The organism is Streptomyces sp. H39-S7, from assembly GCF_027158205.1.
Lineage (GTDB): Bacteria > Actinomycetota > Actinomycetes > Streptomycetales > Streptomycetaceae > Actinacidiphila.
In genome coordinates this window covers 121875-138641 of record NZ_JAPVLU010000016.1, presented here as the reverse complement: position 1 = coordinate 138641, position 16767 = coordinate 121875, and the positions used below count along the sequence as shown (strand labels likewise).

The following is a 16767-nucleotide window of genomic DNA, read 5'->3' as shown; positions in this document are numbered from 1 at the left end:
GGTAGAACCTGTTCTCATCTGATCCCCCGATTGCTACGGTGCCCCGGCCCAGCCGACGCCGTCGTCCACCAGGGAGGTCCGCCGTGCGCGCTCTGATCGCCGCAGCCATCGGACTCGCCGTTGCTCTCGTGTGCGTGTTCGGAATGACCCTCGTCGGATCTCCCGCCGGCAAGACCTCGCCGAAGCCGCTGCTCACCACGATTCCCAGCCACCCGTAGACCGGCCGCGACCGCAGGCCGTCACCACATAGGAGGGGGAAGCGTCCCGATGCGCCGCAAGTCCAGCCTGGTGCTGCTCGCCTTCGCCGTCTTCTTCGCGACCCTGTCGCCCCTGATGCGCTGGTACGCCTTCCCGCGACTGGCCAAGGTGCCGGCCAACGAGTACCAGGCGGTGGTCCTGGAGGCGAAGAACGCCACCCTCCTCGTCGACTACCTCTCGCTCAAGCCGCAGATCGTCCCCAAACTCAGCATCGTCCAGACGCTCAAGGGCAACGTCGCGGAGGCCAGGAAGGTCAAGGCGGACACCGGCCGCGACGTCGTGGTCTGGGACGCGCTGTCCTTCGTGGCCGGCCCGGACGGCAAGATGGTCTCGGAGATCCCGGAGCGCTACGTCTTCGACGCCCACACCCAGGACCCGGTCCACACCGCGAGCGAGAGCGTCGACGGCGACCCGGTGCACCGGGAGGGCGTGGAGTTCAAGTTCCCCTTCCTCACCGAGCAGCGCGACTACTTCTACTTCGACGCGCAGTCCCGGACGTCCGCGCCCATCCACTACAAGGCGACGCAGAACTTCCGCGGCCTGTCCGTCTACTACTTCGAGCAGACGGTCCCCTGGGTGAAGGTCCCGCTGCCGAAGAAGATGCCCGGCGGCGTCACCGAGGAGTCGCTCGGCGGGTCGGTGGAGCGCTGGTACACCACCGTGCGCAAGTTCTGGGTCGACCCGACCACCGGCGCCCCGGTCAACGGCGAGGAGGTCCACCGCGAGGAGCTGCGCTTCCCGCAGGCGCCCGACACCAAGCCGGTGACCGTCTTCGCCGGTGAGGTCAAGATGCGCGAGGACTACATCGACTCCACCGTCGACCTGGTGAAGTCGCAGCGCCAACTCATCCTGCTGCTGACCAGCTACCTCCCCTGGGGCTTCCTGATCCTGGGCGTCGCCCTGCTCGCGCTGAGCCTGTTCCTGGAGGCGCGCGGCCGCCGCCCGGCCGACCCGGCCCCGCTCGACCCGCTGCGCGAACCCGACCCCGACCCGCAGCCGGTCATCGCTTGAGACCGTCCGCGGGAGGGCGCCGGCTGACCCGGCGGGTGGGTGCGGCGGTCGACGGGTCCTCGGGCCACGGGTGCTTGGGGTAGCGGCCGCGCAGCTCGGCGCGGACCGAGCGGTAGCCGCCCTGCCAGAACGAGGCGAGGTCGGCGGTGACGGCGGCGGGCCGGCCCGCGGGGGAGAGCAGATGGACGAGGAGCGGTACGCGCCCGCCCGCGATCCGCGGTGTCTCCTGCCAGCCGAACAGCTCCTGGAGCTTGACGGCCAGCACCGGCTGGTCGCCCTCGTAGTCCACCCGGATCCGTGAACCGCTGGGCACCTCGACCCGCTCCGGGGCGAGTTCGCCGAACCGGGCGGCGGCGCCGCCCGCCCACGGCAGCAGCCGGTTGAGCGGGCCGCCCGCGTCGATACGCTCCAGATCCGCGCGACGCCGGGCCGCGGACAGCTCGGGCCCCAGCCAGTCGTCCATCCCCTCCAGCAGCGCCTGCTCCGAGACGTCCGGCCACGGCGCGCCCAGCTCCCGGTGCAGGAACGCCAGCCGGCGGCGGGTGTCCTGCGCGTCACGCGACCAGCGCAGCAGCCCGGTGCCCTCCCGCCGCAGCCCTTCGGCGACGGCGGCGCGCAGCAGCGCCCGGTCCGGCGAGCGCAGCGGACGCGCCGTGAGCTCCACGGCGCCCAGCCGCTCCACCGAGCGGGCCACCACGTCGCCGTCCGACCAGCGCACCTCCTCGCCCGCCGCCAGCAGCGGAGCCGCCGCGGTGCGGGCGGTCGCCTCGTCGATCACCGCGGCCAGCCGGACCCGCGCCGACACCGCTGCCACCGGCCGGTCGGCGACCGCGACGGCCAGCCAGCCGGGCGTCCCGAGCCGGGAGCCGGCCCCCAGCTCCGCCGCCGTTCCCGACGCCATCAGATACGTGCCGGCGCCGCGCGCCCGGGCCACCCGCTCGGGGAAGGCGAGCGCGGCCACCAGCCCGGCGGCCGCGTCGTCGCCCCCGGGGCCGGCCGCCCCGGCGGAGCCGCCGGCCGCCCCGGCCTGGCGCAGCGACGACTCCAGCCGCCCCGCCTCCGCGCGCCAGCGCGCCGCGTAGCCGTCACCGCCGCGCCGGGCCTGCCGCCAGGCGGCGGCCAGGTCGTCGCCGTAGTCGCGCGGCGGCTCCTCGCTGAGCAGCGCCACGACCTCGGCGGCGCGGCGCGCACCGACCGCGCGGGCCCCGTCGAGCAGCGCGCGGGCCAGCCGTGGGTGCACGCCCAGCCGGCTGAGCCGCTTGCCGCGGTCGGTGGCCCGGCCGTCGGCGGAGACCGCGCCGACCGCGAGGAGCACCTCGCGGGCCGCGCCCATCGCGCCCGCCGGAGGGGCGTCGAGCAGCGCGAGGCCGGTGGCGTCCGGGTCGCCCCAGCAGGCCGCCTGGAGCGCGAAGGCGGCGAGGTCGGCGACGGAGATCTCCGGTGCGGACCGGCGCGGATGCCCGGCGTCGTCCGCCTCCGACCAGCAGCGGTAGACCGTTCCCGGCCCCTCGCGCCCGGCGCGCCCGGCCCGCTGACGGGCCGACGCGTGCGAGACCCGCACCGTCGTCAGCGCGTCGAGGCCGCGCGCGTGGTCCACCCGCGGCTCGCGCGCCAGCCCGCCGTCCACCACGATCCGCACCCCGGGGACGGTCAGGCTCGACTCGGCCACCGACGTGGCCAGCAGCACCCGGCGGCGGGTGCCCGGCGCGAGCGCCGCGTCCTGCACGGCGGCCGGCGCCCGCCCGTGCAGTTGCAGCACCTCGACATCGGACCCGTCGCCCGCCCCGTTCAGCATTCCGGCGACCCGCGCGATCTCCCCGACGCCCGGCAGGAAGCACAGCACGTCCCCTTCCTTCTCCCGCAGGGCCCGCCGTACCACCGCCGCCACATGCTCCAGCAGCGCCGGATCGACCCGCATCCCGTGCGGGGGCCGCAACGGGCGGGCGGGCGGCGCCCACTCCACCGCGACCGGGTGCAGGATCCCCTCGGCCTCGACCACCGGGGCGGCGCCGTCCGCGCCCCCGACCAGCGCGGCCCAGGCCGCGGTGTCCGAGGTGGCGGAGGCCGCGACGACCCGCAGTTCCGGGCGCAGTGCCGCGCGTACGTCCAGCAGGAACGCCATCGAAGTATCGGCGTCCAGATGCCGCTCGTGGCATTCGTCCAGCACGACGGTGGTGACCCCGGCCAGTTCCGGGTCGCGCTGCAGCCGCTGCAGCAGCACCCCGGTCGTCACCACTTCGACGACCGTCTCCGCCGAGACCTTCCGCTCGCCGCGCACGGTGAAGCCGATCCGCGCGCCGACGCTCTCCCCGAGCAGCCACGCCATCCGCCGGGCGGCGGCCCGCGCCGCCATCCGGCGCGGCTCGGCCACCAGCACCCGGTGCGGGGCCTGTCCGTACTGGGGGAGCAGTCCGGCCAGCGCGAGCGGGACGAGGGTGGTCTTCCCCGTGCCGGGTGGGGCGGCGAGCACGGCGCACCCCCGCTCGTCGAGCGCCCGCAGCAGTGCGGGCACGACGGTCTGGACGGGCAGGTCGAGGGAGCCGGTGCGGATCACCCGCCCAGTGTGCCCTCGTCGGTCAGGCCGCGGACGCCGCGGTCGGTCCCGTACGCCGCGGTCAGCCCCGTACGCAGACGAAGATCGCGGTGCCCGGCAGGACGGTCCCGCGCAGCGGCGACCAGCCGCCCCACTCCTGGGTGTTCCACTCCGGCCACTGCGGCTCGACGAGGTCAACCAGCCGGAAGCCGGCCGCGGCGATCTCCCGCACCCGGTCGCCGAGGGTGCGGTGGTGCTCGACGTACTCGGCGAGCCCGCGCTCGTCCTGCTCGACGTAGGGGGTGCGGTCGAAGTAGGAGGAGACCGCGGTCAGCCCCTCGCGGCCGGGCTCGTCGGGGAAGGCCCAGCGGATGGGGTGGGTGACGGAGAAGACCCAGCGCCCGCCGGGCCGCAGCACGCGGTGCACCTCGCGCTGCACGCGTTCGGGGTCGGCGACGAAGGGGAGCGCGCCGTACGCCGAGCACGCCAGGTCGAACGAGCCGTCGGCGAAGGGCAGCGTCCCGGCGTCGGCCTGCACGAGCGGGAAACCGCCGTCCGCCGACTCCTCGTCGATCCGGCGCGCGTGCTGCAGTTGCCGGTGGGAGAGGTCGAGGGCGACCGGGCGCGCGCCGCGCGACGCCAGCCAGCGCGAGCACTGCGCCGCGCCCGCGCCGATCTCCAGTACCGCCCGGCCCGCGAGTTCCGCGGCGGGGCCGAGCAGCCCCGCGTCCGCCTCGTCGAGACCTTCCGGTCCCCAGACGAAGTTCCCGTCGCCGAGGAACGCTCCGTGCTCGACCTGGTACTCGTCGGCGTTCCGGTCCCACCAGCCGCGGTTGGCCCGGCTGCTTTCCGTGACGCCGGCGGTACGCCGGGTGGCTTCTGGTTCGGGTCCTTGGCTCATCGCGGTTGTCGTCGTACTCTCTGGTTGGACCTGTGACGGGGAGACTTCGGCCGGGTATGGGCTGTTCTGCCCTACGTGGGGCCTTCGCGCATTGACCCTGTCCGGCTGCCCCCGTATGCTACAAGTTGCGCTGCGGGCCTGCGCACCTCAGACGTAGCAGGTTGCGCTCGCACTGGTTGTTCCCCTCGGTCCTCGAGGCGACTCTCCGAATCGTATTTTTGGAAGGTCTGCTTTGCGGCTGTCCGGCTTCGGCAGTGCGATCACGGGTCCTGGCGTAGCAGTACCTACAACTTCTGTCCGTACCGGAGCCCTTCCCCATATGACGAGCAGCACCGAGGCAACGCGCACCACCCCGCAGGTGGCGGTCAACGACATCGGTTCCGAGGAAGACTTCCTCGCAGCGATCGATGCGACGATCAAGTACTTCAACGACGGCGACATCGTCGAAGGCGTGATCGTAAAGGTCGACCGGGACGAGGTCCTGCTCGACATCGGTTACAAGACCGAGGGCGTCATCCCGTCCCGCGAGCTTTCGATCAAGCACGACGTCGACCCCAATGAGGTCGTCAAGGTCGGCGACGAGATCGAAGCCCTTGTTCTCCAGAAGGAGGACAAGGAAGGCCGCCTGATCCTCTCGAAGAAGCGCGCTCAGTACGAGCGTGCCTGGGGCACCATCGAGAAGATCAAGGAAGAAGACGGGATCGTCACCGGTACCGTCATCGAGGTCGTCAAGGGTGGTCTCATCCTGGACATCGGCCTCCGCGGCTTCCTGCCGGCCTCGCTCGTCGAGATGCGTCGTGTCCGCGACCTCCAGCCGTACGTGGGCAAGGAGCTCGAGGCCAAGATCATCGAGCTGGACAAGAACCGCAACAACGTGGTCCTGTCCCGCCGTGCCTGGCTCGAGCAGACCCAGAGCGAGGTCCGTCAGACCTTCCTCACGACCCTGCAGAAGGGCCAGGTCCGCTCCGGCGTCGTCTCCTCGATCGTCAACTTCGGTGCGTTCGTGGACCTCGGCGGCGTTGACGGTCTCGTGCACGTCTCCGAGCTGTCCTGGAAGCACATCGACCACCCCTCCGAGGTTGTCGAGGTCGGCCAGGAAGTCACCGTCGAGGTTCTCGACGTGGACATGGACCGCGAGCGTGTCTCCCTGTCGCTGAAGGCGACGCAGGAAGACCCGTGGCAGCAGTTCGCCCGGACGCACCAGATCGGCCAGGTCGTTCCCGGTAAGGTCACCAAGCTCGTCCCGTTCGGTGCGTTCGTGCGCGTCGACGAGGGCATCGAGGGCCTGGTCCACATCTCCGAGCTGGCCGAGCGCCACGTGGAGATCCCGGAGCAGGTCGTCCAGGTCAACGACGAGATCTTCGTCAAGGTCATCGACATCGACCTCGAGCGCCGCCGCATCAGCCTCTCGCTGAAGCAGGCCAACGAGGCCTTCGGTGCCGACCCGGCCACGGTCGAGTTCGACCCGACCCTGTACGGCATGGCCGCGTCGTACGACGACCAGGGGAACTACATCTACCCCGAGGGCTTCGACCCCGAGACCAACGACTGGCTCGAGGGCTTCGAGACCCAGCGCGAGGCGTGGGAAGGCCAGTACGCCACGGCCCAGACCCGCTTCGAGCAGCACCAGGCCCAGGTCATCAAGTCCCGCGAGGCCGACGAGAAGGCGGAGGCCGAGGGTGCTGCGGCTCCCGCCGGCGCCGTCAGCTCCGCCGGTCTCGGTGGCGGCGGTTCCTACTCCTCGGAGTCGGACGACAACTCCGGCGCCCTGGCGTCGGACGAGGCACTGGCCGCGCTCCGCGAGAAGCTGGCCGGCGGCCAGAGCTGACGCTCTGACCCGCAGGTAGCCGTACGGACGGAAGGCCCGTTCCCCCGCGAGGGGGGCGGGCCTTCCGCGTTGTCAGGGGGTGAAGCGGGCCCGGATGCGGGAATGCTCCCAGCTCCTCGCACGTTTCCGAGGAGGAAGAACGAGGAGGAACGATCACAGTGCTGGATCCGCAGGGGCTGTACGAATTCGTGCCGGGCGGCGCCGAGGCCGTGGACGAGGCGGTCGGGGAGACCGGCCCCGTGCTGCTGTACCACCTGGAGGGGTACATCGACGCGGGGGACACCGGCGAGCAGATCGCGGAGCAGCTGCTGGACCGGCTCGACAACCAGCTGGTGGCCAGGTTCGACGCCGACCGGCTGGTCGACTACCGCGCGCGCCGGCCCCTGATGCTCTTCGAACGCGACCACTGGTCGGGGTACGAGGCACCGGAGATCGCCCTCTACCTGGTCCGTGACACCACGGAAACGCCCTTCCTGCTGCTGACCGGCTCCGAGCCGGACGTCGAGTGGGAGCGCTTCGCCGCGGCCGTGCTGCAGATCGTCGAGCGGCTCGGGGTGCGGCTGGCCATCAACTTCCACGGCATCCCGATGGGCGTCCCGCACACCCGCCCGGTCGGTCTGACCCCGCACGGCAACCGGGTGGACCTGATGCCCGGCCACCGCAGCTGGTTCGACGAGGCGACGGTGCCCGGCAGCGCCGAATCCCTCATCGAGCTGCGGCTCGCCGAGGCGGGCCGCGACGTCCTGGGTGTCGCCGCGCACGTGCCGCACTACCTGTCGCGTTCCCCGTACCCGGACGCGGCGCTCGCGGTGCTCGAGGCGATCACCGCTGCCACCGGCCTGGTCCTGCCCGAGGTGGCGCACGCGCTGCGCGCCGAGGCGCACACCGTGCGCGGCGAGATCGACCGCCAGGTCGCCGAGGGCGACGGCGAGCTGGTCTCGGTCGTCCGCGGGCTGGAGAGCCAGTACGACGCGGTGGCCGGTTCGATGACGCGGGAGAGCCTCATTGCCGAGCCGGTCGACCTGCCGTCGGCCGACGACCTCGGGGCCGAGTTCGAACGCTTCCTCGCGGACCGGGAGGACGACGGAAGCTGACGGCGGTGGAAGACGCGCAGGAGCGGCCGGTCAGGTGCTGACCGGCCGCTCCTGCGCGTGCGGACAAGGCCTGGGACCTGTCTGCGAACAGGCGGCGTCCGCCCGCCGGGCAGGCGCCGGTTCGACGACAGGGCCTAGGCTGACGCCATGCTGAAGGTGGGCCTGACCGGTGGAATCGGCGCCGGCAAGAGCGAAGTGTCACGGCTGCTCGCGTCGTACGGAGCGGTCGTCGTGGACGCGGACAAGATCGCCCGGGAGGTCGTGGAACCCGGGTCGCCGGGGCTGGCCGCCGTGGTGGCCGAGTTCGGGGCGGAGGTGCTGACTTCCGACGGCGCGCTCGACCGCCCCAAGCTGGGCTCGATCGTCTTCGCCGACCCCGCCGGGCTGCGGGCCCTGAACGCGATCGTGCATCCGCTGGTGGGCCGCAGGTCGGCCGAACTGGAGGGCGCCGCGGGCCCGGACGACATCGTGGTCCATGACGTGCCGCTGCTCGCCGAGAACGGGCTCGCGAAACTCTACGACCTGGTCGTGGTGGTGGACGCGTCCACCGACACCCAAATCGACCGCCTGGTGCGGCTGCGCGGCATGGACGAGACCGAGGCACGCTCCCGGATGGCGGTCCAGGCCACCCGCGGGCAACGGCTCGCCGTCGCCGACGTCGTGCTGGACAACGACGGCCCCCTGGACGCCCTCGAACCCCAGGTCAAGCGGGTCTGGCAGCAGTTGCGCGACCGCGCCGGGCAGTAGCGCCCGGCCGGCGCGGGACCGCCCGGAATGCGATTGCGGGGGACCGCGTTGGGTATGTCTGTGCCGACGATCAGTCGTCACCCGAACGATGGAAGGGAGGCGGCCGTGGCCGAGCAGACCCCCGAGACCCACGTCATCGATTTCCGTGCCGCGGAGCAGTTGCTGGCAGCCCGCGACCCGGGCGGAGCGGTGAAGTTGCTGGACTCGGTCATCGCCGCCCACCCGGAGAACACCGCCGCGCGCCTGCTGCGGGCCCGGTCCTTCTTCGCCGCCGCCCAACTGCGTCCGGCCGAGCTCGAGTTCCAGATAGTGCTGGAGCGCGAGCCCGACAACGCCTTCGCGCACTTCGCGCTCGCCCGGACGCTGCAGCGCGCCAACCGTCCGGATGAGGCGCTGCGGCACTTCCGGCTGGCCGCCGCCCTCGATCCGCGACCCGACTACGTCGAGGCGGCCCGCTTCGACGCTCCCTGAACCGTTCCGGAGGGACCCCGTACATGGACAGCAGCAGGCGGCTGAGCCGGATCCGCGGAGCGGCGGCGGTGGCGGGATGTGTGGCGGCGCTGGGGCTGCTGCCGTCGGCGGCCGTGGCGACGCCGGGCAGCGGGGTGACGGCGACGGTGCTGGCCAAGGGCACCTCCGCCGAGGGCCTGAAGATCAGGACGAAGGGGCGCACCGACGTCGTGGTGCGCACGATCACCATCGCGCCGGGTGGTGAGACCGGCTGGCACTACCACCAGGGGCCGCTGATCGCCGTCGTCCAGGCCGGCACGCTGACCAGGACGCTGGCGGACTGCTCGGTGGAGCGCAGCAGCGCCGGCCAGTCGTTCATCGAGCCGGACGGGGCCCGCAAGGTGCACACCGGGCGCAATCTCGGCACGGTGCCGGTCGTCCTGTACGTCACGTACCTGGTGCCGGAAGGCGCCCCGCTGTCGGTCGACGCCGCCGACCCGGGCTGCCCCTGACAGCCGGGGTGACGCCGTAGCTCCCGTCCCGCCCCGTCAGAACAGGGGCGCCGGGAGCACGCCTTCCAGTGCCAGCAGCGTGCGCTTCATCTCCAGGCCGCCGCCGAAGCCGCCGATGCCGCCGTTGCTCTCCACGACGCGGTGGCACGGGACGACGATCGGCAGGGGATTGGCGCCCATGGCGGTGCCGACGGCACGGGCGGCGCCGGGCTCGCCGACCCGGTCGGCGAGATCCTGGTAGCCGACGACCGAGCCGTACGGCACGCCGGTGGCGAGCTCGCGCTGGACGCGGCGGTTGAAGCCGGCGGTCAGCGACCAGTCCAGATCGAGGGTGAAGTCGCGCAGCTCCCCGGCGAAGTACGCCCGGAGCTGGGCGACGGCGGGGGCGAGCCGCCCGGAGTCCTCGACCGGGACCGCGCCCAGCCGACGGCCCAGCCGCTCCAGGAAGGCCTCCGTCACCTCGTCGTCGGCCCGGAAGACGACACTGACCAGCCCCACGGTGGTCGCGGCGAGCAGCAGCGGGCCGATCGGGCTGTCCATCCGCGTCCAGACCACCGTGGCGGGCCCGTCCGCCACGTCGTGCTGCTCGGTGTTCGTCATACCGTCAGCGTATGCCGGGCCACTGACAGGCCGCGGCGGTCGGCCGGACCCCCGGCGGCCGGACCGTCGGCCCCGTGCGTCAGCCGCGCCCGTCAGCCCCGCCCGTATCGGTCACCCGGGCGGGTGCCGCTCTTCGACAGCCTTGTCACAGCGGGTAGTTGTCCGGTTCCGGAGGGGAGGGGACCGGCATGACGCGAAACGACTACACCCAGGCACTGCGCATCCTCGCCCGCGACCAGCGGCAGGTGGTGACGGTCGGCCAGCTGTCGGGCATCGGGGTGTCGGAGCTCGCGCTGCGCAAGCGCTGCGGGCCGGGCGGCCCGTGGCAGCGGGTGCTGCCGCGCGTGGTGGTGCTGCGGCGCGGTGCGCTGTCCGCCTGGCAGCGCTGCCGCGCCGCTCTGGCCTACGCCGGCTACCCGGCGGCCCAGGCGCAGCTGACGGGGATCGCCGGACTGGCCCTGCACGGGATGCGGGAGGTTCTGGTGCCCGCGGAGGTGCGGGTGGTCGACGTCCTGGTGCCGGCCGGGCGCGCGCTCAGGACGCACACCTGGGTGCGGGTCCACCACGCGCGCGCCCTGCCCGGCTGCGAGGTGGTGGACGAGCTGCCCGTCGCGCCCCTGGTGCGTGCCGCGGGGGACGGTGTGCGGGCGTCGTGCGACCCGGACTGGGTGCGGGCCGTCCTCCGTGAACTGGTGTGGGACCGGGGGGTCGACCCGGCCGAACTGGCGGGCGAGCTGCGCACCGTGCCGCCGGCCCGCCGGTCCGGGATCGACGAGACGCTGCGGGAGCTGTCGGTCCCCGGGCGGGTGCGCTGCCCGATCGGCGGCCAGTTGCGCTCGCTGGCCGCGCTCGCGGGGCCGCGGCGGCCGCTGTGGCGGCCCGAACTCCGCCTGGACGGAGCCTTCCTGGCGAAACCGGACGCCTACTGGGCCCGCGAAGGGGTGGTCCTGGAGATCGGGTCTCCGACCGGTGGCGGGCCGTTGCACAGCTGTGGCCTGCGGGTGGTCCGGGTGCCGGCGGAGGCGTTGACGACGAGGCCCGCGCAGGTCGTGGCGGCATTGCGGGCGGCGCTGTCCTCGGGGCCGCACGGCCCGCTCGACCGAGTCACCGTGCATCCGGATCACGGGACGGTAAAGGGAATCTGAAACTCGGTCAGATGTTCTCCCGTTCCCCCTATCGTGTGCCACTCGATGCGTCGTAGGGGGCCCGCCGTGGACGGCATGTACGGAACGGTCGACGGATTCACGTACGGCTGGATCACCCCCGTGGTGGCCTACACCATGGCCTGCCTGGGCGCGGCTCTCGGGCTGCGCTGCACGGTCCGGGCGATCGTGATGGAGCGGTCGCGGCGGGCCGGCTGGCTCGCCCTGGGGGCCATCTCGATCGGCTCCGGCATCTGGACGATGCACTTCATCGCCATGATGGGGTTCACCGTCGACCAGGTGGAGATCAACTACGACAAGTCGATCACCTTCGCGAGCCTCGCGGTGGCCATCGCGGTGGTCGGCGCCGGCGTCTTCCTGGTCGGGTTCTTCGGCCGCGGCGCACCGGTCCTGCTCGCCGCCGGCGTGATCACCGGCGTCGGGGTGGCCGCCATGCACTACCTCGGCATGGCCGGTATGAAGCTGGACGCGGACCTCGCCTACAACTCGTCGACGGTCTACCTGTCGATCGGCATCGCGGTGGCGGCGGCCACCGCGGCGCTGTGGGCCGCGGTCTCCGTCAAGGGGTTCGTCGCGAGTCTCGGAGCCAGCCTGATCATGGGCGTCGCGGTCACCGGCATGCACTACACGGGCATGGCCGCGCTCAGGGTGCACCTGCACGACTCGGGGATCGCCGGCGGCCTGGGCGGCGCCTCGCCCGCCGCGATCCTGGCGCCGGTCCTGATCGGCCCGGTGGTGTTCCTCTTCCTGGCCGGGGTCGTGGTGGCGCTGGACCCGCCCGGCGTCGTCCAGCAGCCCCGCTACGAGCCGGTCCGCGCACCCTCCCACGGCCGTCGCCCGCGATGATCACCGCGGATTGTCAGTGGGGGGCCGTACGGTGGTTCCATGCGGCCCGTATCAGACATCGAACGTACTGTGGCGCCCTTCGAGGTCGTCAGCCCCTTCCAGCCCAATGGTGACCAGCCGGCCGCCATCGAGGAGCTGGAGCGGCGCATTCGCGCAGGTGAGAAGGATGTCGTCCTGCTCGGCGCGACCGGCACCGGAAAGTCGGCGACCACGGCGTGGATGATCGAACGGCTCCAGCGCCCGACGCTCGTCATGGCGCCCAACAAGACCCTCGCGGCGCAGCTGGCGAACGAGTTCCGCGAGCTGCTCCCGAACAACGCCGTCGAGTACTTCGTGTCGTACTACGACTACTACCAGCCGGAGGCGTACGTCCCCCAGACGGACACCTACATCGAGAAGGACTCCTCGATCAACGAGGAGGTCGAGCGGCTCCGCCACTCCACCACCAACTCGCTGCTGACCCGTCGCGACGTCATCGTCGTCGCGTCGGTCTCCTGCATCTACGGCCTCGGCACCCCGCAGGAGTACGTCGACCGCATGGTGCGGCTCCGGGTCGGTGACACGATCGAGCGCGACGCGCTGCTGCGCAAGTTCGTGGACATCCAGTACACCCGCAACGACCTGGCGTTCCAGCGGGGCACCTTCCGCGTGCGGGGCGACACCATCGAGATCTTCCCGGTCTACGAGGAGCTCGCCGTCCGCATCGAGATGTTCGGTGACGAGATCGAGGCGATGTCCACCCTCCACCCGCTCACCGGCGAGGTCATCAGCGACGACCGGGAGATGTACGTCTTCCCGGCGACCCACTACGTGGCGGGGCCGGAGCGCATGGAGCGCGCCGTCGCGGGGATCGAGAAGGAGCTGGAGACGACCCTCGCGACGATGGAGAAGCAGGGCAAGCTGCTGGAGGCCCAGCGGCTGCGCATGCGGACCACGTACGACATCGAGATGATGCGCCAGATCGGCAGCTGCTCCGGGATCGAGAACTACTCGCGGCACATGGACGGCCGTGAGGCGGGCACCGCCCCGAACACCCTCATCGACTACTTCCCGGAGGACTTCCTCCTGGTCATCGACGAGTCGCACGTCACCGTGCCGCAGATCGGCGCCATGTACGAGGGTGATGCCTCCCGCAAGCGCACCCTGGTCGACCACGGCTTCCGGCTGCCGTCGGCGATGGACAACCGCCCGCTGAAGTGGGAGGAGTTCCTGGAGCGCATCGGCCAGACCGTCTACCTGTCGGCGACCCCCGGCAAGTACGAGCTGTCGCGCGGCGACGGTGCGGTCGAGCAGATCATCCGCCCGACCGGACTGGTCGACCCGCAGGTCATCGTCAAGCCCACCGAAGGGCAGATCGACGACCTGGTGCACGAGATCCGGCTGCGCACCGAGCGGAACGAGAGGGTGCTGGTCACCACCCTCACGAAGAAGATGTCGGAGGACCTCACCGACTACATGCTGGAACTGGGCATCCAGGTGCGGTACCTGCACAGTGACATCGACACGCTGCGCCGGATGGAGCTGCTGAGCGAGCTGCGGGCCGGCGAGTACGACGTGCTGGTCGGCATCAACCTGCTCCGCGAGGGCCTGGACCTTCCCGAGGTGTCGCTGGTCGCGATCCTGGACGCGGACAAGCAGGGCTTCCTGCGCTCGGGCACCTCCCTGATCCAGACCATCGGCCGTGCGGCGCGCAACGTGTCCGGCGAGGTCCACATGTACGCCGACACGATCACCCCCGCGATGGCTCAGGCCATCGACGAGACCAGCCGGCGCCGTGCGAAGCAGGTCGCCTACAACACCGAGCACGGCATCGACCCGCAGCCGCTCCGCAAGAAGATCGCGGGCATCCTCGACTCGTTCGCGCGCGAGGACGCGGACACCGAGGAGCTGCTGGGCTCCGGCAGGCAGCGCTCGCGGGGCAAGGCCCCGGTACCGGGACTGTCCTCCAAGGCGGGCGGCAAGCGGGTGTCCAAGAGCCTGCCGGCCGAGGAGTTGGCGGACCTGATCGCCGAGCTCACCGCGCAGATGCACGCCGCGGCGGCCGAGCTGAAGTTCGAGATCGCGGGCCGGCTCCGCGACGAGTTGGGGGACTTGAAGAAGGAGCTGCGCCAGATGCGCGAGGCCGGTATCGCGTAGCCCTCGAAGCGAACCGGGGTGCGCTGTCCCAGCGTCTTGTTAGGGTGCGGGACAACCGCACACAGTCCGGTGACGGGTGAGAGGGGACAGCGCGTGACGGTCAACATGACCAAGGGCCAGCAGATCAGCCTTACCAAGTCCGACGGGGGGACGCTGACGGCCGTTCGGATGGGGCTCGGCTGGCAGGCCGCGCCCCGCCGTGGGCTGTTCGGCAGCCGCACCCGGGAGATCGACCTTGACGCGTCGGCGGTGCTCTTCGCCGACAAGCAGCCGGTGGACGTGGTGTTCTTCCGGCACCTGGTCAGCGACGACGGTTCCGTCCGGCACACCGGCGACAACGTGGTCGGCGGCGCCGGCCAGGGTGGCGACGACGAGTCGATCCTGGTCGACCTGCAGCGGGTGCCGGTCCACATCGACCAGATCGTCTTCACGGTGAACTCGTTCACCGGGCAGACCTTCGCCGAGGTGCAGAACGCGTTCTGCCGCCTCGTCGACGAGACCAACGGCCAGGAGCTGGCCCGCTACACCCTGACCGGCGGCGGACAGTACACCGCGCAGATCATGGCGAAGGTGCAGCGCGCGGGCAGCGGCTGGTCGATGACCGCCATCGGGACACCGGCCGCGGGCCGTACGTTCCAGGACCTGATGCCGTCGATCCTTCCGGCGCTCTGACACACGGCACCACAGCACCACGGCAGTACGAGAACGACCAGTACCACACGCACGACAGCACCACACGCACAACAGCACCACGCGCGTCACAAGCACGGCGCGTACAACACCAATGGGGGGTGGCGGCATGGCTGCCGAGCTGGTCCGGGGACAGAATCATCCACTCCCGGCCGGGCCCGAGGGCGCCGGCCGTCTGGAGATCCGGGTGACGGCGGGCACGCCGGTGGTGGCCGTGGCCACCCTGGGTGACGAGCAGGGGCGTGTGAGCGGCACCGAGTCGATCGCCCACCCCGGATCGCCGCACCTGCCCGGCCTCGAGGTGTCCCAGCAGGCCGCCGCCTCCCACCGGCTCGCGGTGGACCTGGGCGCCCTCTCCGAGGACGTCCACCGGGTCCATGTGCTGCTCGCGCTTCCCCCCGCGGCCGGTGTTCCGGCCTCCTTCGGCGTGGTGGCCGCTCCGCATGTCGCGGTCACCACGCCGGACGGGGCCGAGGTCGCGGGATTCACCATCACCGGGCTCGGCCCGGAGACCGCGGTCGTCGCCGTCGAGCTCTACCGCAGGCAGGGCGCGTGGAAGGTCCGCGCGGTCGGCCAGGGGTACGCGGGCGGTCTGTCCGCGATGCTGCTCGACCAGGGCCTCCCGGAGGCGGCCGGGCTCGCCGCCGCCATCCATGACGCGGTGGCGACGGGGCTGGCCCGCTCGGTCACCCCGCCGCCCCGGCCGCAGCAGCCCGCGGGCGCCCCGTCCCCGCCCGCCGACGGCCCGATCAGCTACCAGCACCCCCGGCGGCACACCGCCCCGCCCCCGCAGGCCCGGCGGGCATCCGACACTCCGGCCGGCCACCCGGCCGACTCCGCGCCCCCGGCAGGCGCCCCCCAGCCCGTCGCCGGCGACGCCAGCGGCTGGACGATGGAGGAGCGCCTCTACAACCAGGTCTGGGGCATGTTCGAGGACCTGGCCCGCACCACCGCCTCCTACCGCAGCTCGGTCGACTTCGCCGAGTCCCGGCTGGACCAGGAACTGGACCGGCTGCTGGCCGACCCGCGCACCCGCGTTGGACCGGCCGCCGACGCCGCCCGGGACCAGGCGCGCGCCAAACAGGCCGACCTGACGGACCAGGCCCGTGCCGTGCTCGACCGGGACCTGGCGCAACTGCGCGCCGAGTCAGAGGTCGTCGAACCGGCGCTGCCGCCGCCGTACGCCGGCTGGGAGAGCCCGGTCTGGCACGGCTACACGGTGCCCATGGAAGTGCCGATGGCCGTCAGGCTCGGCAACCTGCATCTGCCCGAGACCCCGGAACTGCGGATCCCGCTGCTGGTCAGGCTGCCGCTGGAGCGCGGTCTGTGGATCGACAGCTCCCAGGACCGGCGCGTGGCCATGGAGATCGCGGTCACCATCGCGGCCCGGCTGCTCGCCTCGTACCCGGTCGGCGACTTCTCGGTGCACGTGATCGACCCGGCCGGCACCGGCGCCACCGCGCTCACTCCGCTGACCTCGTCGGGGACGCTGCGCGTGCCGCCCGCCGCCGGCGCGGCCGGGGTGGCCGCGCTGATCGGCAGGATGACCGAGCGGGTGGACCTGGTGCAGATGGCCATGCGGGCCGGCGCCCCCGACTCGCTGCCGGTGGACCTGGACACCGCCGAGCAACTGCTGATCGTCAATGACTTCCCGTACGGCTTCGACGACCGCACCGTCAACCAGTTGCGCTACCTCGCCGACGAGGGGCCCTCGGTCGGTGTGCACCTGCTGATGGTGGCCGACCGGGACGACGCACGGGCGTACGGCCCGGTCCTCGACCCGCTGTGGCGGTCCCTGATGCGGCTCACCTCCACCCCCGAGGACCACCTGGCGGACCCCTGGGTCGGCCACGCCTGGACGTATGAGCCGCTGCTCGTACCTCCGGGTAGTCAGGTGGTGCCCCAGGTCCTCCGTCAGGTCGCGGCAGCTCGGCAGGCCTTTGGTCGCTGACCGTTTGGCAAAGGCCTTTGACCTGCGATTTTGACCCTGTCTTTGCC

The 16767-nt window shown here is 72.1% G+C and carries 15 protein-coding genes; 12 read left to right on the top strand and 3 right to left on the bottom strand.

Going from position 1 to position 16767, the window contains the following annotated elements:
* The first annotated feature begins 83 nt into the window (after window positions 1-83).
* A complete protein-coding gene (locus O3X23_RS17740; protein ID WP_269272374.1) occupies window positions 84-218 on the top strand; it encodes an SPW_0924 family protein in 135 nt (44 codons plus the stop codon).
* 49 nt (window positions 219-267) lie between these two features.
* Window positions 268-1269, top strand: a complete 1002-nt coding sequence (locus O3X23_RS17735) for a DUF3068 domain-containing protein (protein WP_269272373.1) — start codon at window positions 268-270, stop codon at window positions 1267-1269.
* Here O3X23_RS17735 and hrpB read toward each other — a convergent pair.
* Both hrpB and O3X23_RS17725 read right to left on the bottom strand, forming a co-directional pair.
* Window positions 1259-3823 carry an ATP-dependent helicase HrpB gene (gene hrpB / locus O3X23_RS17730; RefSeq protein ID WP_269272372.1) on the bottom strand — a complete coding sequence of 855 codons (2565 nt, stop codon included), beginning with the start codon at window positions 3821-3823 and terminating at the stop codon, window positions 1259-1261. The genes O3X23_RS17735 and hrpB overlap by 11 nt on opposite strands.
* A 61-nt stretch (window positions 3824-3884) precedes the next feature.
* Complete coding sequence (locus O3X23_RS17725; RefSeq protein WP_269272371.1) at window positions 3885-4703, bottom strand: class I SAM-dependent methyltransferase; 819 nt, start codon at window positions 4701-4703, stop codon at window positions 3885-3887.
* Between the two features lie 319 nt (window positions 4704-5022).
* On the opposite strand from O3X23_RS17725, the gene rpsA reads away from it, so the two are divergent.
* From rpsA to O3X23_RS17700, 5 genes are all read left to right on the top strand, one after another.
* Window positions 5023-6531, top strand: a complete 1509-nt coding sequence (gene rpsA, locus O3X23_RS17720) for a 30S ribosomal protein S1 (RefSeq protein ID WP_269272370.1) — start codon at window positions 5023-5025, stop codon at window positions 6529-6531.
* Between the two features lie 158 nt (window positions 6532-6689).
* A complete protein-coding gene (locus O3X23_RS17715; protein WP_269272369.1) occupies window positions 6690-7625 on the top strand; it encodes a PAC2 family protein in 936 nt (311 codons plus the stop codon).
* Window positions 7626-7772: 147 nt separating this feature from the next.
* The gene (gene coaE, locus O3X23_RS17710) at window positions 7773-8372 is read left to right on the top strand and encodes a dephospho-CoA kinase (protein ID WP_269272368.1); all 600 of its coding nucleotides are present in this window, start codon (window positions 7773-7775) and stop codon (window positions 8370-8372) included.
* Window positions 8373-8477: 105 nt separating this feature from the next.
* The gene (locus tag O3X23_RS17705) at window positions 8478-8843 is read left to right on the top strand and encodes a tetratricopeptide repeat protein (RefSeq protein WP_269272367.1); all 366 of its coding nucleotides are present in this window, start codon (window positions 8478-8480) and stop codon (window positions 8841-8843) included.
* A 23-nt stretch (window positions 8844-8866) separates the two neighbouring features.
* Window positions 8867-9334: a cupin domain-containing protein gene (locus O3X23_RS17700; RefSeq protein ID WP_269272366.1), complete on the top strand. Its 468-nt coding sequence runs from the start codon at window positions 8867-8869 to the stop codon at window positions 9332-9334.
* Window positions 9335-9370: 36 nt separating this feature from the next.
* Here the strand turns inward: O3X23_RS17700 and O3X23_RS17695 are convergent, their stop codons facing one another.
* Complete coding sequence (locus O3X23_RS17695; protein WP_269272365.1) at window positions 9371-9934, bottom strand: methylated-DNA--[protein]-cysteine S-methyltransferase; 564 nt, start codon at window positions 9932-9934, stop codon at window positions 9371-9373.
* 188 nt (window positions 9935-10122) lie between these two features.
* On the opposite strand from O3X23_RS17695, the gene O3X23_RS17690 reads away from it, so the two are divergent.
* The 5 genes from O3X23_RS17690 (at window position 10123) to O3X23_RS17670 (ending at window position 16720) form a co-directional block, all read left to right on the top strand.
* Window positions 10123-11079 (top strand): hypothetical protein, encoded by a 957-nt coding sequence (locus O3X23_RS17690; protein WP_269272364.1) that lies wholly within the window; start codon window positions 10123-10125, stop codon window positions 11077-11079.
* A gap of 75 nt (window positions 11080-11154) precedes the next feature.
* Window positions 11155-11943 (top strand): MHYT domain-containing protein, encoded by a 789-nt coding sequence (locus O3X23_RS17685; RefSeq protein ID WP_269272409.1) that lies wholly within the window; start codon window positions 11155-11157, stop codon window positions 11941-11943.
* Between the two features lie 39 nt (window positions 11944-11982).
* Entirely contained in the window at window positions 11983-14079 is a 2097-nt protein-coding gene (gene uvrB / locus O3X23_RS17680) for an excinuclease ABC subunit UvrB (protein WP_269272363.1), read from the top strand.
* Window positions 14080-14172: 93 nt separating this feature from the next.
* Window positions 14173-14751, top strand: a complete 579-nt coding sequence (locus tag O3X23_RS17675) for a TerD family protein (protein ID WP_138356309.1) — start codon at window positions 14173-14175, stop codon at window positions 14749-14751.
* A 127-nt stretch (window positions 14752-14878) separates the two neighbouring features.
* Window positions 14879-16720, top strand: a complete 1842-nt coding sequence (locus tag O3X23_RS17670) for a TerD family protein (RefSeq protein WP_269272362.1) — start codon at window positions 14879-14881, stop codon at window positions 16718-16720.
* Window positions 16721-16767 lie beyond the last annotated feature (47 nt).

What these genes read in the sequence shown, in the direction of transcription:
- O3X23_RS17690 (WP_269272364.1), top strand. Translation starts at nt 10,123, where the DNA reads ATGACGCGAAACGACTACACCCAGGCACTGCGCATCCTCGCCCGCGAC.
- rpsA (WP_269272370.1), top strand. Translation starts at nt 5,023, where the DNA reads ATGACGAGCAGCACCGAGGCAACGCGCACCACCCCGCAGGTGGCGGTC.
- O3X23_RS17725 (WP_269272371.1), bottom strand. Translation starts at nt 4,703, where the DNA reads ATGAGCCAAGGACCCGAACCAGAAGCCACCCGGCGTACCGCCGGCGTC.
- O3X23_RS17695 (WP_269272365.1), bottom strand. Translation starts at nt 9,934, where the DNA reads ATGACGAACACCGAGCAGCACGACGTGGCGGACGGGCCCGCCACGGTG.
- uvrB (WP_269272363.1), top strand. Translation starts at nt 11,983, where the DNA reads ATGCGGCCCGTATCAGACATCGAACGTACTGTGGCGCCCTTCGAGGTC.
- O3X23_RS17700 (WP_269272366.1), top strand. Translation starts at nt 8,867, where the DNA reads ATGGACAGCAGCAGGCGGCTGAGCCGGATCCGCGGAGCGGCGGCGGTG.
- coaE (WP_269272368.1), top strand. Translation starts at nt 7,773, where the DNA reads ATGCTGAAGGTGGGCCTGACCGGTGGAATCGGCGCCGGCAAGAGCGAA.
- O3X23_RS17735 (WP_269272373.1), top strand. Translation starts at nt 268, where the DNA reads ATGCGCCGCAAGTCCAGCCTGGTGCTGCTCGCCTTCGCCGTCTTCTTC.
- O3X23_RS17670 (WP_269272362.1), top strand. Translation starts at nt 14,879, where the DNA reads ATGGCTGCCGAGCTGGTCCGGGGACAGAATCATCCACTCCCGGCCGGG.
- O3X23_RS17685 (WP_269272409.1), top strand. Translation starts at nt 11,155, where the DNA reads ATGTACGGAACGGTCGACGGATTCACGTACGGCTGGATCACCCCCGTG.